The sequence below is a fragment of the Hymenobacter pini genome (genome assembly GCF_020421205.1).
Taxonomy (GTDB): domain Bacteria; phylum Bacteroidota; class Bacteroidia; order Cytophagales; family Hymenobacteraceae; genus Hymenobacter; species Hymenobacter pini.
The window spans coordinates 568,333-582,361 of sequence record NZ_JAIZZH010000002.1; the positions used below are offsets into that span (position 1 = coordinate 568,333).

General features: G+C 58.5%; 14 protein-coding genes. 6 read left to right on the forward strand and 8 right to left on the reverse strand.

Features of this window, described 5'->3' with window-relative positions:
• Positions 1–50 precede the first annotated feature (50 nt).
• From LF252_RS23155 to LF252_RS09040, 5 genes are all read left to right on the forward strand, one after another.
• Positions 51–620: a DUF6438 domain-containing protein gene (locus tag LF252_RS23155; protein WP_226269252.1), complete on the forward strand. Its 570-nt coding sequence runs from the start codon at positions 51–53 to the stop codon at positions 618–620.
• Positions 621–654: 34 nt separating this feature from the next.
• Complete coding sequence (locus LF252_RS09025; protein ID WP_226269253.1) at positions 655–2,916, forward strand: ATP-dependent helicase; 2,262 nt, start codon at positions 655–657, stop codon at positions 2,914–2,916.
• Positions 2,917–3,099: 183 nt separating this feature from the next.
• A complete protein-coding gene (locus tag LF252_RS09030) occupies positions 3,100–3,816 on the forward strand; it encodes a DUF4290 domain-containing protein (RefSeq protein WP_226269254.1) in 717 nt (238 codons plus the stop codon).
• 140 nt (positions 3,817–3,956) lie between these two features.
• Positions 3,957–5,261 carry a UDP-N-acetylglucosamine 1-carboxyvinyltransferase gene (murA, locus tag LF252_RS09035; RefSeq protein WP_226269255.1) on the forward strand — a complete coding sequence of 435 codons (1,305 nt, stop codon included), beginning with the start codon at positions 3,957–3,959 and terminating at the stop codon, positions 5,259–5,261.
• A 160-nt stretch (positions 5,262–5,421) separates the two neighbouring features.
• Complete coding sequence (locus tag LF252_RS09040) at positions 5,422–6,324, forward strand: DUF4349 domain-containing protein (protein WP_226269256.1); 903 nt, start codon at positions 5,422–5,424, stop codon at positions 6,322–6,324.
• On the opposite strand, the gene LF252_RS09045 is transcribed toward LF252_RS09040, so the two are convergent.
• Entirely contained in the window at positions 6,277–6,858 is a 582-nt protein-coding gene (locus LF252_RS09045; protein WP_226269257.1) for a GAF domain-containing protein, read from the reverse strand. The genes LF252_RS09040 and LF252_RS09045 overlap by 48 nt on opposite strands.
• Before the next feature lie 165 nt (positions 6,859–7,023).
• Between LF252_RS09045 and LF252_RS09050 the strand changes: the two genes are divergently transcribed.
• A complete protein-coding gene (locus LF252_RS09050; RefSeq protein ID WP_226269258.1) occupies positions 7,024–7,728 on the forward strand; it encodes a DUF4349 domain-containing protein in 705 nt (234 codons plus the stop codon).
• Between the two features lie 85 nt (positions 7,729–7,813).
• On the opposite strand, the gene LF252_RS09055 is transcribed toward LF252_RS09050, so the two are convergent.
• The 7 genes from LF252_RS09055 to LF252_RS09085 all read right to left on the reverse strand — a co-directional run bounded on the left by LF252_RS09055 (position 7,814) and on the right by LF252_RS09085 (position 13,976).
• On the reverse strand, positions 7,814–8,149 hold the full coding sequence (locus LF252_RS09055; protein ID WP_226269259.1) for a phage holin family protein: 336 nt from the start codon (positions 8,147–8,149) through the stop codon (positions 7,814–7,816).
• Between the two features lie 153 nt (positions 8,150–8,302).
• Positions 8,303–9,400, reverse strand: a complete 1,098-nt coding sequence (speB, locus tag LF252_RS09060) for an agmatinase (protein ID WP_226269260.1) — start codon at positions 9,398–9,400, stop codon at positions 8,303–8,305.
• 145 nt (positions 9,401–9,545) lie between these two features.
• Complete coding sequence (locus LF252_RS09065; RefSeq protein WP_226269261.1) at positions 9,546–10,184, reverse strand: chemotaxis protein CheC; 639 nt, start codon at positions 10,182–10,184, stop codon at positions 9,546–9,548.
• Between the two features lie 61 nt (positions 10,185–10,245).
• Positions 10,246–11,880 carry a chemotaxis protein CheA gene (locus LF252_RS09070; RefSeq protein ID WP_226269262.1) on the reverse strand — a complete coding sequence of 545 codons (1,635 nt, stop codon included), beginning with the start codon at positions 11,878–11,880 and terminating at the stop codon, positions 10,246–10,248.
• Entirely contained in the window at positions 11,877–12,956 is a 1,080-nt protein-coding gene (locus LF252_RS23010) for a chemotaxis protein CheB (RefSeq protein ID WP_226269263.1), read from the reverse strand. Before LF252_RS23010 ends, LF252_RS09070 begins: the two co-directional genes overlap by 4 nt.
• A 56-nt stretch (positions 12,957–13,012) precedes the next feature.
• The gene (locus tag LF252_RS09080; RefSeq protein ID WP_226269264.1) at positions 13,013–13,399 is read right to left on the reverse strand and encodes a response regulator; all 387 of its coding nucleotides are present in this window, start codon (positions 13,397–13,399) and stop codon (positions 13,013–13,015) included.
• Between the two features lie 49 nt (positions 13,400–13,448).
• A complete protein-coding gene (locus tag LF252_RS09085) occupies positions 13,449–13,976 on the reverse strand; it encodes a chemotaxis protein CheW (RefSeq protein WP_226269265.1) in 528 nt (175 codons plus the stop codon).
• Positions 13,977–14,029: the final 53 nt, after the last annotated feature.

Sequence of the window (14,029 nt, forward strand, 5' to 3'; positions counted from 1 at the left end):
TTCTATCTTCACAACCCGCCCCCAGCTATTGCCAATACTTATTCCTGCTTATGCATATTCGTTTGCAGCTCCTATTCACTATTGTCGGCGTTTTGTGCTCGACCTGTCAGTCCCGTCCCGCATCGGCTCCTAATAGGTACGGACTCTACCGCTTAGTCGTGGCCGGCAGTACATGCTACGGGCCCTGCCCTGAGTTTGCCCTCGATATGGACAGCTCCTTGTTCTGTACCTACTATGGGGGTGAATTTGCCCGGCACCGAGATAATTACCGGGGCAAGGTCACGGAGCAATTTTGGATGGAAGCAGTAAATCAGATCAATCAACTCCATCTAGGCTCCTTACCCGACACTTACGCCCAGATGGAGGATGCTGCCCAGGTTCAGTTCATCCTATATACCTCCAAAGGAAAAAAGCACTTCCTAGGCTCCGATGGCGCTTTACCCGAACCATTATTTAAAATTTACACTTGGGTGATACGGAAGGATTCGGTACTGGCCCTACGTCCAGTGCCTGACAGCATTAGCTCTGACACTTTTGTGCAACGTCCATTGCCTCCACCGTCGGCAAACCATCGGCGTAATTTCCATCCCCCACCCCAAAGCCGTACCTTTGCTAACTAGCCAAAAAGCTTAGTTTCCGATTCTGACTGATTGCATGGGACTCGATTATCATTCGCTCTTGAACCCCTCGCAGGCGGCGGCCGTGCTCCACACCGAAGGCCCCTGCATGATTATAGCCGGTGCGGGCTCGGGCAAAACCCGGGTGCTCACCTACCGCATTGCCCACCTGCTGGAAAAAGGCGTGGACCCGCACCACATTCTGGCCCTCACCTTTACCAACAAGGCTGCCCGCGAAATGCGCGCCCGCATCGAGAAGGTAGTAGGTCCGGATGCTAAAAATCTGTGGATGGGCACCTTCCACAGCATTTTCGCCCGCATTCTGCGTTCCGAGGCCGACAAAATCGGCTTCCCCCGCTCCTTTACCATCTACGATACCCAGGACAGCAAAACGCTCATTGGGCAGATTCTGAAGGAGCTGGAGCTGGACGATAAGCTCTACAAGCCCAACATGGTGCTGGGCCGGATTTCGGCGGCCAAGAACAAGCTGATTTCGGTGCAGCAGTACCTCAACGACCCGGTAATTCGGCAGGACGATGAGGCGGCGCTGCGGCCCAAGCTGGGCGTGATTTACCAGCAGTACGCCACCCGCTGCTTCAAGGCCGGGGCCATGGACTTCGACGACTTGCTGTACCAAACCAACGTGCTGTTCAAGGACCACCCCGATGTGCTGAACAAGTACCAGCACGTGTTCCGCTACGTGATGGTGGACGAGTACCAGGACACTAACTACTCCCAGTACCTGATTGCCCGCAAGCTGGCCGCCAAGGACCGGAACATTTGCGTGGTGGGCGACGACGCGCAGAGCATTTACGCCTTCCGGGGTGCCGATATTCAGAACATCCTCAACTTCGAAAAGGACTACCCGGAGCTGCAGGTGTTCAAGCTGGAGCAGAACTACCGCTCCACCAAAACCATTGTGAAGGCGGCCAACTCCGTCATCAAAAACAACCAGGCCCAGCTACGCAAGGACGTTTTCTCCGACAACGAGGAAGGTCCGCTGATTGAGGTATTTAAGGCCGCCTCCGACAACGAAGAGGGCAAGCTGGTGGCCAACAGCATCTACGAGGACAAGATGAACCACCACTTGTCGTACGATGACTTTGCCATCCTGTACCGCACCAACGCCCAGAGCCGGGCCATGGAAGAAGCCCTGCGCAAGCTCAACATCAAGTACAAGATTGTGGGCGGCCTGAGCTTTTACCAGCGCAAGGAAATCAAGGATTTGGTGGCCTACCTGCGCCTCACCGTCAACCCCAACGACGAGCAGGCCCTGCGCCGGGTAATCAACTACCCCAAGCGCGGCATCGGCGACACCACCATTGCCAAGCTGGTAGAGGCGGCCGAGCATTACAATGAGAACCTCTGGGACGTGGTGGCCAACGCCGACAAGTTCCTGCCCACCCGCGTGGCCAACCCGGTGGTAGGTTTCGCCGAAAAAATCAAGGAGTACACCCAACTGGCGGCCGTAAACGACGCCTTCGAGGCGGCCAAGCAGATTGCCAAGCAGTCGGGCATGATTGAGGAGCTGTACGCCGACAAGAGCATTGAGGGCCTGAGCCGCTACGAGAACATTCAGGAATTGCTGAACGGCATCAAGGCCTTCGTGGAGGACCCCGAGCGGGACGAGAAAAGCCTGGGCGCGTTTCTGCAGGACATTGCTTTGGTGACGGACGCCGACACCAAGGACGGGCAGCAGGAAGGCGAGCAGGTGACCCTGATGACTATTCACTCGGCCAAGGGCCTGGAATTCCGCAACGTGTACATCGTGGGCATGGAGGAAAACCTCTTCCCCTCGCAGATGATGATTACCTCCCGGGCCGATTTGGAGGAGGAACGCCGCCTGTTTTACGTGGCCATTACCCGCGCCGAGAAGAAGCTGACCCTGAGCTACGCCACCTCCCGCTACCAGTGGGGCAACCTGCGCAGCTGCGAGAAAAGCCGCTTCCTCGACGAAATCGACCCGCAGTTTGTGGACTTCAAGTACTCGGCCGGCCCCGGTCCCGACCGCGCGGGTCCGGGCGAGTCGCCGTTTGGGCATGTGTTTGAGCGCCGCAGCAACCTGGTGCCCCCGGCCCCGCGCAAAACGGCCGCCACCAAGTACGTTGCCCCTTCGGATTTCAAGCCCTCCGATACCAGCAACCTGCAAACCGGCCAGCGCGTGGAGCACCCCAAGTTCGGGTTTGGCACCGTGAGCAAGCTCGAAACCGTGCAGGGCTCTACCAAGGCTATTATTCAGTTTGAGGAAGTGGGTGAAAAAACCCTGCTGCTGAGTTTTGCCAAACTGCGGGTGCATTAAGCCGTAAGGGAAACCGGAGCGCCTCGCTTCCTCCGGCTTTTCCCGTACTTTTAGAAGAGCCGCTGCCGTGCGTGCAGTGCCCTATTTTTCTTTTCCGAACCTTGCCCGGCTGGGTCTTGTCCAAAACAAGATGCTAACGGGGCAAGGTTTGGCGTATATTTGACCCTTCGAATACCATTCCCGATGACTTTACCTTCTCTTCATAAACACGAGCTGCTCCAGCGTGAATACGGCCAAAGCACCTTTCAGCTGGTGCAGCAGCTGCGCGAGGTGGAAGACCGCGCCGAGCGGACCCGCCGCGCCCAGCAAATCGTGCAGATGATTTTCCGAATTCAGCCCAGCCTGCGCGACCAGCCCGACGGCCAGCAGAAAGTGTGGAACCACCTCTACGAAATGGCCGATGGCGAGCTGGATGTGGACTCTCCCTTCCCGCTGGTAGCCCAAGCCCACATGAAAGCCCCGGCCCGCGTAGCCTACCCCAGCAAAGGCCCCAAGTTCCGGGCCTACGGCCGGGCCGTGGAGGAGTTGGTGGCTAAAGCCCTGACCCTGGAAGACGCTGCTGAACGGGAGCAGGCCACCATCATCATTGGCCGCACCATGAAGTTCCTGTACCGCTCCCACAACAAGGAAAACGCCAAGGATGTCACCATCTTGAAGCACCTGAAGGAGTTGTCGGGCGGGCAGCTGACCCTGGACCCGGCGCAGGTGGATGCACAAAGCCTGTTTGAGTTCACCAGCAACGGGCGCCCCACTCCCTTCATCGTGCCGCAGCCGCGCCAGGAGCGGGAAGGCCGCTCGGAGCGCAGCGGCTCCGACCGTCGGGGCAACAATAACCGCCGCGACAAGCAGCGCCGGGGTGGCAAGAAAAACCGCCAGGAACCCCAGCAACCCCCGCAATAGTAGTTTTGGGCTGTTAGCTAATGGCTGTTAGCTATTAGCTTTCCGCGCTAGGCAGTCAGGAACTCTGCGCTCTTGACTTCTTTCCCTTTAGAACATAAAAGCTAATAGCTAACAGCCATTAGCTAACAGCTACTCAACAAATGGCCTCTTTTGAAGTAATTGGCGGTAAGCCGCTGAAAGGTGAAATCGTGCCCCAGGGCGCTAAAAACGAAGCCCTGCAGATTCTGTGCGCCGTGCTGGCCACCGATGAGCCCGTAACGATTTCTAACATCCCCGACATCCGGGATGTGAACAAGCTCATTGAGCTGCTGCGCGACATGGGGGTAAAAGTGGGCAAGCTGGCCTCCGATACCTACCGGTTCCAGGCCGACGCCGTGAACCTCGACTACCTCGATACGCCCGAGTTCATTGCCCAGGCCGGCGCCCTACGCGGTTCGGTGATGATTCTGGGTCCGATGCTGGGCCGCTTCGGGCGTTGCCAGCTGCCCAAGCCGGGCGGCGACAAAATCGGCCGCCGGCCGATGGATACGCACTTCCTGGGCCTGGAAAAGCTAGGTGGCAAGCTCACGCTGGAGGGTACCGACTTCTACCGCATCAAGGCTGAAAATGGCCTGACCGGCACCTACATGATGCTGGATGAGGCCTCGGTAACAGGCACGGCTAACATCGTCATGGCTGCCGTATTTGCCAAAGGCACCACCACCATCTATAACGCCGCCTGCGAGCCGTACCTGCAGCAGCTATGCAAGATGCTGGTGCGCATGGGCGCGAAAATCAATGGCATCGGCTCCAACCTGCTCACCATTGAAGGCGTGGAGCGCCTGGGTGGAACCGAGCATCGCATGCTGCCCGATATGATTGAAATTGGCTCGTTCATTGGCCTGGCGGCCATGACGGGTTCGGAAATCACCATTAAAGACTGCCAGATTCCGGAACTGGGCATCATCCCCGATACGTTCCGCAAGCTGGGCATTCAGATGGAGTTCCGCGGCGACGACATCCACATTCCGGCCCAGGAGCACTACGAAATTGCCACCTACCTCGACGGCTCCATCCTCACCATCTCCGACCACACTTGGCCTGGCTTCACGCCCGACCTGCTGAGCATTGTGCTGGTGGTAGCCACCCAGGCCAAAGGCACGGTGCTGATTCACCAGAAGATGTTTGAGTCGCGGCTGTTCTTCGTAGACAAGCTCATCGACATGGGCGCGCAGGTGATTCTCTGCGACCCGCACCGCGCCACCGTTATCGGCCTCGACCAGCGCACCCGCCTGCGCGGCATCACCATGACCTCCCCCGACATCCGGGCCGGCGTGGCCCTGCTCATTGCTGCCCTCTCGGCCGACGGCCGCAGCGTGATTGAAAACGTGGAGCAGATTGACCGCGGCTACCAGAACATCGACAAGCGCCTCACGGCCCTGGGCGCACAGATTCGCCGGTTGTAATCGACCCTCAATTACCCTTATGCCCCGACCCGGTTGCCCAATGTGGCGGCCGGGTCGGCGTGTTTATAGGCTTGGCCCTATACTTCTGAGAATACACTAAGCGTTAGGAAGTAGTGTAGTAGGGTGAGGCGTATTGGATAACTCTTTATTCTATTAGTCTATGCGTATCACCCACCGTATTTCTCTGCTAGCCCTCAGCCTTATGATGGCCTGCAGTCAATCCGAACCTGCCAGACAGGATAGTGTAGAAAGCGCTGCCGAAGAGATACACGTCAACAACTACGAGGCCGCTCCGCCACCCCCACCAGAAGCGCCTGATGTATCAGATGCAGTGGCAGATGTACTACCTCCTTCATCTGCTACTGCGGAGCCGGTTACGGCACAGCCGCCCGCCAGCCGCAAGCTGGTGTATCATGCGGAGGTGAAGATGAAAGTAGCCGACGTACCCCGCACCAACGCCCGCATGGATAGCCTGACCAAGGCACTGGGGGCTTTCGTGCAGGAAGCCTCGGAAACCCGGGAAGACGAAGAATGGCGGCACCGCATGAAAATCCGGGTAATGCCAACCCGGTTCCAGGCGCTTCTTCAGGGCTTAGGCCGCCTGGGTACCGTGGAGCATCAGGAACTCAGTACCGACGATGTGACGGCCCAACACGCCGATATTTCGGCGCGGCTGCGCTCCAAGCGGGCCTTGGAGCAACGGTACGTAGCGCTGCTAGGTAAGGCCAGTAAGGTAGCCGACATCCTCGAAATTGAGGAGAATATGGGCGAAATCCGGGAGGATATTGAGGCGACTGAAAGCCGCTTGCGTGCTCTCAACGACGAGGTTGGTTTTTCCACTATCACCCTCATCTATTATCAGCCCCTTACCCGCCCTACCCCCGACCAGCCAGTCATTTCTTTCAGCAGTCGGTTGGTAGAATCCTTCTACAGCGGCTGGCAACTGCTGATTGACCTGGTATTGGGGCTGATATCCGTTTGGCCGTTGCTGCTGGGGCTGCTGGCTGGGATTGGACTAGTGCGTTGGTGGTGGCGTCGGCGCCGGGCCCGGCGCATGGCCTGAGGCAGCCTGTCCGGCTCCCACGCGCATGTACTGCTGAATAACCGGCAACAGCAGGGGCAGCACGCTTTCCACGGCATCGTGCTCGGCGGGCGTCCAGGGCCGGGGCAGCCCAAACAGGCAGGGCTGCAGGATGCCCCAGAGCTGTCCGTGCTCGGTAATGTGCGCGTGAATCAGGGCCCGGTGGCCGAAGGTTTCATGCTCGAAGGCGCGGTTGAGCACGGTGGGCGGCGCGGTTTCCACGTCCTCTACGTACACTGAGGGTTGGGCCGCCAGCGCCGCCCGAAACAGTGGGTCCTGCTTCGGTAAATCGGTCGTATCATCCTGCCAGTCGTGGCGCGGGTCGGGAACGGCCGGGGTGCGGCGCCAGCAGAAGGCAATACGGCCCCGCCCCACGGCGGGGTCGCGCACATACAGGAAGCACCGGTCGGCGTGCAAAAACTCACCCACCAGCCGTAGCGTCTCAGTAAAGCCCGTTTCCGGCGTAGTGGCCTCGGCAAAGGCAGCCTGCACGGCGGGGTGTAAGGAATCAGCCATATTCTCGGTTGAGAAACCCGCGGGGTTGCGGGCATCCGGCGGGTGTACGGTCCTGGGGCCTACCGGTTCACTGTTCCAGTAGTGGGTTACGTTTTGGCTGTAGGTCGTATCAACCTGCAGAAGCTGCGCAGCTTTTTCATCAACATTCTTTCCACATGTATCCCGATGAAAAAACTATGGCAACTGCTCCCGCTGCTGGGGCTGTTGCTGGGTAGTTGCGCCCAGCACAAAGAAGAGGCCACTGTGGCCGAAGAAACACCCCAACAGCTCGTTGTACCACCCGCCGCCAACCTGCCGGGCGTACCACTGGGCCGCCTGTGGCAAACGCACCGCCCCGTTATCTACCAAGCCGATATGCGGATGCGGGTCACGGATTTTGAAGCGGCTACCGTGCAGCTGGATACTCTGCTGTACCAGCACGGCGCGTACTTGGCCGAAGCCCACGAAGCCTCTGACGACGGCCGCCACTCGCAACACCTGACCATCCGGGTACCCTCGGCGCGGTTTCTGCCCCTCACTTTCGCACTAGGCCGCTTGGGCTACGTTGAGCGCAAAGACATCAGCTCCCGCGACCTGACCTCCGAGCAACTGCAGGTACGCACGCAGGATACCGTTACCAGCGTGTTATCGGCCCACGATAAGTTGCTGGCGGAAGAAGCCACCATGGGCACGCTCAACCTCGCTTACTATCAGCCCGTACCGGCCGAAATGGGGCCGCAGCCCCTACTGGCGCCCCGCCTGCAGGCTGGCTTACGCTTTGGGTGGCATTTGCTGGGGGAGTTTGTGGTGGCCCTCACCTACCTCTGGCCACTCACACTGGTACTGGCCGGCTGGCTGACCTACCGCCGCTGGCGCCGGCTACCAGCCTAACTGCAGCTAGCTAGCCTTAACACCAACGCGCCCCGCCTGTCTCAAAGGACCAGCGGGGCGCGTTGGGTTAGCTGCAGAAAAGTGGCTAGTCTACAATCATATCCACCACTGAGGTAACCAGCGAGAGGACAATACTGAAAATCAGCGCGGAGAAGAAGCCGTCCACTTCAAAGCCCGACAGCAGGTAGCTGGCCAGCATTACAATCAGGGCGTTGATGACGAACAGGAACAGGCCCAGCGTAAGGACCGTAATTGGGAAGCCGATGATTTTCAGAATGGGCTTCACCACCGCGTTCAGAATGGCCAGCACAATTACCAGGATAACGGCGTCGCCGAAACCACCAATCTGTGAACCGGGCAGGTACTTGGCCAGCACGTACGTGATGATGGCCGACAACAAAAACTTGAGAATGAAGCCCATACGAGCACAAGGGGTTAGGTGAGAAAAGTACAGTATTCGGGGAGTTGCATACTGTACGTAGCCGGCACAAAAAAGTAGCAGCTGCCGGCCAAGCTCAGCCGTAAAGGCCTGCTTTTTCTGGCAGCTGCTTAGCTTCTGGGTTGCTTTTGTGGCCTATTTCTCTGCGTCGCGGGCCTTCAGGCGGCCTTGCGACACGCCCATCCAGTTGGCCATGTGAAACAGTAGGCGGGCACCCACAATGGCATTCCATTCAGTGTCGCCGGGGGCCACTTCGTTCAGGTCGCAGCCGATAATGGTACGGCCCGAACGAACTACCATCCGGATCAGATACACGGCCTGCTCAAACTCCAGGCCGCCGGGTACGGGCGTGCCGGTGCCGGGGCACAGCTTGGGGTCCAGGCCGTCGATATCAAAGCTCAGGTACACTTTCTGGGGAAGCTGCGCCACAATCTTCTTGCACTCCTTTTTCCAGGATTTACCGCCCAGCATCTCATTCTGCAAAAACCGGTCGGTGAACATGGTAACGCGGCCGTTGCTTTGAGCGGCGTATTCGGCCTCCTGCTGGCAATAGTCCCGAATGCCTACCTGCACCAGCTTTTTCACCTGGGGCAGTTTTAGGGCATTGTACATGATGGAAGCGTGCGAAAACTCGAACCCCTCGTAGGCGGGCCGCAGGTCGCAGTGGGCATCAATCTGCAGAATACCGAACTCCTCGTGGCGCTCAGCCAGTGCGTGCATGTACCCCAGGGGCGTGCTATGGTCCCCGCCCAGCACTACCACGCCTTTACCAGCGTCCAGCAGCGCGCCGGTTTTCTGCTTCAGCCACTCCAGCAGAGCCTGGCCACGCTGGTTGATGCGGGTGGGCACATCCACAAACGAGGCGTGGGTTTCCTCCGGCTCGCCATCTTCCAGCCAGCCAATATATTCTTCGGCCAAGGGGCGCAGGCTGTGGCTTTCAGCCGCAATTTTTTCGTCGGGTTCCTCCATGGCCAGGCCCATACGCCAGGCGTCGGGCAGGTCTGGGTCGTAGAGGTCAACTTGCAAAGAAGCGGTGGCTATGGCCTCGGGGCCGGCAGCCGTACCGGCGCGGTACGATACAGTTACCTCCCAGGGCACGGGCACTACCACTACCTGCGCTTCCTCAGGCGTGAAGGGCAGGCCATATAAACCGCCCGCCGTATCACCCAGCGCATTAGGGTCGAAGCTGGCCAGTTTGCGTTCCAGAGCAGATGCAGAATCAGCCTTAGACATAGAAATGAGGGAATGAAAAAGTGAGTAAATCAGCCGAAAGCAGCAATGGCCCCGGTCCGCCAGTGCCGGTGCCGTAACGGCACGGCTCCGGCATCGGAGGCCATTTCGCCAATGTAAGGCCCCGTCGGCGCTGGGGCTTGTGTGGTTAGGAAGTAGCTTGTTGCCCGCCCATAAAATCGTAGGTGCGGATAATTTCCAGAATCTTTTCGAACGTGTCCCGATCAAAGAAAATCATCAGGGGCAGCTCCACCGAATTTTCTTTGTCGGAGAATTGGGTTACCACCGAGAAAATCAGGGGCTGCACCATCGGCCGGTCTACCAGCAGATTGCGCAGAGAAGCTGCCATGTCGCCGCGCGGGTGCGCGGGCGGCGCACCGTAGATGTGCGCTTTCAGGATGTTGGCCAGCTGCGTGACCAAGGCTCCGGTGATGATGTTGCTGATTTCCAGCAGCAGCGACTCCTGCATCTCGTCAATCTGCACGGAATCAGAGGTGTTCATGCGCAGGCACACGCGCGACAACCGCTGCACATGCTGCCCGGAGAAGAACATGAGGGTAGTCCCGTTAAAGTCGCCCCGGATATCCGACTGAATAACCACGTGGCCAGTTTGTAGGTCTCCTACTTTATCCAGCACGCTTTTACCTGAGACAATATCCAGATTGGGTACTTCCAACAGCACCTTTTCCTGGGCGATAACCGCGAATGAATCGGCCGCCCGAGCAAGGCCGATATTCAGGATTTCGCGGATAATGTCCCGCTCCAGCTCCGTCATGTGCAAATCCATAGATATCAGTTGAAGAAACAAACAGCCGTAACCGGTTGCTTCAGGTCTGCAATTACGAAAATTATGGCCGTTTGGCTAAAAACAGTCGAGTTAACGCGGGCACATCAAGCACCAGGCATACCTGCCCGCTGCCCAACAGCGTAACGCCGCCAAACAAGTCAATGGTATCCAGCGGTTTACTCATGGGTTTCACCACGATATCCTGCTGGCGCAAAAACCGGTCGACGATAAGGCCGAGCCGGCGGTTGTTGTAGTTGACAATGATAATATCCTGGCGGCCCTGCACGTCGGCTTTCACGGCGGGCGGCAAAGGCCCGTCGCCGTTGTGCAGTAGCTTGCGCAGAGATACTACCGGTACATTTTCTTCCTGAATGCGCGTGATGAGTACGCCGCCCACCACGTTGAAGCTCTCCGGCAGCAGAGAAACCACCGAATCGGTATGCATGAGCGGAATGGCGTAGTTGCGCTGGTCCAGTTGGAACAGCAGCGCGCCTTTCACGGCAATGGACGTAGGCAGCACCAGCGTAAACGTAGTACCCTGGCCCAACACCGACTCCACGCGTAGCTGGCCGCCCAGTGAGTCGATGGCCAGCTTTACCACGTCGAGGCCCACCCCGCGGCCCGAAATTTCGGTTACCTCTTTGGCCATGGAAAAGCCTGGCTCGAACAGGAAGGCCCGAACAGCATCGTCGTCGAGGGTAGCGGCCACGTTGGCGGCTACCAGTCCCCGCTCCACGGCTTTGCGCCGCACGCTTTCCACGTTGATGCCCCGGCCGTCATCCTGCACCTGAATCAGCACATCGTCCCGCTCGGTGCGGGCCATCAGGGTAAGGTGGCCTTGGGCGGATTTACCGGCGGCTTCCCGCTCGGCGGGCGTTTCAAGGCCGTGGCCGATGGCATTGCGCACCAAGTGCAGCAGCGAGTCGGTGATGATCTGCAGAATGTTACGGTCAATCTGGATGTCTTCCCCCACCATAGTGAGCTCCACATCCTTCTTCTCGGCCGTGGCCACGTCGCGCACCACCCGCGGAAACTTACTGAACAAAGAGCCTACGCCTACCAAGCGGGCGTCCATCACACTGTACTGCAGCTCATCGGCAATACGTGAGAGGTGGGTAGCGGCGGCCAGCAAGGCCGGGTTGCCAATTTCCTGGCTGAGCGTAAGCACCCGGTCCCGGTCAATAATCAACTCGCCCACCAAGTTCATCAGGTGGTCAAGCTTTTTGATCTGGATGTATACTAAGTCGGACAGCTCCAGTTTGCGGCTGGCATCCTCTTCATCTTCCTCCTCTTCCGCCTCCAGAATGGGTTCCTCTCCCTGCACCAGCCGGTCCAGGTTGTCCATGAGGCGGTCCACGGTGGGCATATCCTCGTTGGCCCCTACAGCCCGAATCATCTCGCCGATGGTATCGATGCCGCTAAACAGCACGGGCACCAGTGAGCCGGTGAAGGACCGCTCCTTGCTGCGAATCAGCCCGAAGATGGTTTCCATGTGGTGGGCCAGCTCGCCAATGGCGTTGTAGCCCATAGCCCGGGAGTTGGACTTGAGGTTGTGCATGAGCCGGAACAGCTCATTCAGGGCCGCTTCATCACCGGGGTTACGCTCCAGCTCACTGATGTGGCGGCTCATGGCGTCGTAGTACTCCAACGCCTCCGCCATGAAAATTTCCCGGTATTCCTGTTCCCGTGACTTCATTGGGCGCTGGCTGGTTGAAGGCGGGAACTAAACCGGGTGGCGGGAACGGGCCGGGGCTGCACGTACCGTAGCACGGTAGTGGCCATGTCTGATAAGGGTACTATTTCTGAAGCCAACCCCGCCTGAATAACCGATTTGGGCATGCTGAACACGGCGGAGGAAGCCTCATCCTGCACCAGCACAGTACCGCCGGCCTGCCGAATGGCGCGGGCCCCGGCCGTACCATCGTGGCCCAGCCCGGTGAGTACTACCCCTACCACATTGCGCCCTACCAGCCGGGCAGCCGACTGCATTAGAATGTCAATGGATGGTACATCTAGGCTGGCTTCACTCACAAAATTCGTTTGCCACCCCAGCCACGGGCTGCCAGTCATGGGTTGTACTACCGTATTGTGCCCACCGGGTGCTACCAGCACTCGGCCAGCCTGCAGACGGGTACCAGAACCGGCAGCCTCCACCGGTAGCACGCACGACCGACGCAGCCGTTCCACCAAGAAATCGGTGAAATGTGCCGGCAGATGCACGGCTACCAGGATAGCCCACGGAAAATGCGCTGGCACTGAGCGTAGTAATGTTTCTACTGCCGGTGCGCCGCCCGTAGAACCACCCAGCACAACAATTCCCTGCGGAGGCAGCGGAATAGCCTGCGTACGGATGCGCATGCTTGCAGGTGCCATTCCGTTGAGGCGAGGTCGGGCCGCCAGCAACTTACGCACTACCAACCGGTGCCACTCAGCCAACTCCGGGGTTGAAGCGGGGGGCGAGGTAATCCAGTCGTACACTCCCAAACGCGCGGCTTCGCGCAGCATACCCGGTAAGGGTGGCTGTGCACAGCACAGCAGCACCGGCACCGGATACTGGCGCTGCAACTGCTCCAGATCCGACAAACCATCTTCAGCCACCAGTACCACACCAGGCCGCAGCCGGCGGGCTAGCACGGGTAGTTGCCCGGCGGATATAGCCGTACCCACCACCTCCAGCTCGGAAATAGCGGGCAGCAAACGGCCTAGCGCCGTGCGAACGGCGGTAGGCAGATTACCAAGCAACAGGGTGAAGGGAGGAACGAACGTAGACACGGAGTAGGAAACACCAACGCGGCCGGGCTACGGTAGCCGGCCGGACAAACCGGAACTTAGGCCTGATCGGCGGAAGAAGACTCTTGCAGGGCGCTGCCCACAATTTCCAGCACTTTCTCCTCGGAGAAGGGCTTCACGATATAAGCAGTAGCGCCGCTTTCGAGGGCCTCGTTTACAATTACCTCCTGGCCTACGGCCGAGCACATTACCACTTTCACGTCGGGCTGCTCCTGCCGGATGCCTTTGAGCACGTCCAGGCCAGTGTTATCTGGCAGAATTACGTCAAGGGTAATCAAGTCAGGCTTAGTTTCAGTGGCCATTTCCAGGGCCTGCTGGCCATTGGCGGCCTCGCCTACTACCTCATAGCCAGCGTCGGTGAGCATATTCTTGAGCATCGTACGCATGTAAAAGGAGTCGTCGACGATGAGGATGCGGTTTTTCATGGGAAGTGCGAAAAGCAGAATGAGGAAAAAGCTGGACAGTCGGAAAAAACTACGCCTTTGTACGGCTGCCCGAACCGGAAGATTCCGCTTTGGGCTGCAGCTGCATAATTTCCGACGGGGTCAACAGCTTCAGCATATCGAGCACCACAATGATGCGGTCCTCGATTTTGGCGATGCCCTCGATGTATTTGTCGTGAATGTTAATATCCTGGATGAACTCGGGCGCTTTCTCGATGACGGATTGCTGAATAGACAGCGGCTGAGGTACCTCGCGCACCATGATGCCAATGGTGTACTCCTTGGCTTCGATGGCCATGGTGTACGATACGGCGGGCATATCCTGGCCGGCAGGCCGCAGCCGAAACCGCTCTTCCAGGTCGATAATGGCAATGATGTCGCCGCGCAGGTTGGCAATACCCTTCACAAAGGGAGGGGTTTTGGGCATGCGGGCAATTTCCGGAGTAATGGTTACCTCCTTTACCTGCTCAATGCGAATCCCGTATTCTTCCTCCCCCAGCCGAAATACAATCAGCTGAATGATGGGGTCTTGTTTGGCGTTTTTTTCAGAATCAGGCATGCCTGAGAGGGTAGCGTTAACCGAAATACTTGGGCAGCATTCCGGTAAACGAG

Bases quoted from the DNA above. Each gene is read 5' to 3' on its own strand.
- LF252_RS23155 (WP_226269252.1), top strand. From the start codon at position 51: ATGCATATTCGTTTGCAGCTCCTATTCACTATTGTCGGCGTTTTGTGC.
- LF252_RS09025 (WP_226269253.1), top strand. From the start codon at position 655: ATGGGACTCGATTATCATTCGCTCTTGAACCCCTCGCAGGCGGCGGCC.
- LF252_RS09030 (WP_226269254.1), top strand. From the start codon at position 3,100: ATGACTTTACCTTCTCTTCATAAACACGAGCTGCTCCAGCGTGAATAC.
- murA (WP_226269255.1), top strand. From the start codon at position 3,957: ATGGCCTCTTTTGAAGTAATTGGCGGTAAGCCGCTGAAAGGTGAAATC.
- LF252_RS09040 (WP_226269256.1), top strand. From the start codon at position 5,422: ATGCGTATCACCCACCGTATTTCTCTGCTAGCCCTCAGCCTTATGATG.
- LF252_RS09045 (WP_226269257.1), bottom strand. From the start codon at position 6,858: ATGGCTGATTCCTTACACCCCGCCGTGCAGGCTGCCTTTGCCGAGGCC.
- LF252_RS09050 (WP_226269258.1), top strand. From the start codon at position 7,024: ATGAAAAAACTATGGCAACTGCTCCCGCTGCTGGGGCTGTTGCTGGGT.
- LF252_RS09055 (WP_226269259.1), bottom strand. From the start codon at position 8,149: ATGGGCTTCATTCTCAAGTTTTTGTTGTCGGCCATCATCACGTACGTG.
- speB (WP_226269260.1), bottom strand. From the start codon at position 9,400: ATGTCTAAGGCTGATTCTGCATCTGCTCTGGAACGCAAACTGGCCAGC.
- LF252_RS09065 (WP_226269261.1), bottom strand. From the start codon at position 10,184: ATGGATTTGCACATGACGGAGCTGGAGCGGGACATTATCCGCGAAATC.
- LF252_RS09070 (WP_226269262.1), bottom strand. From the start codon at position 11,880: ATGAAGTCACGGGAACAGGAATACCGGGAAATTTTCATGGCGGAGGCG.
- LF252_RS09080 (WP_226269264.1), bottom strand. From the start codon at position 13,399: ATGAAAAACCGCATCCTCATCGTCGACGACTCCTTTTACATGCGTACG.
- LF252_RS09085 (WP_226269265.1), bottom strand. From the start codon at position 13,976: ATGCCTGATTCTGAAAAAAACGCCAAACAAGACCCCATCATTCAGCTG.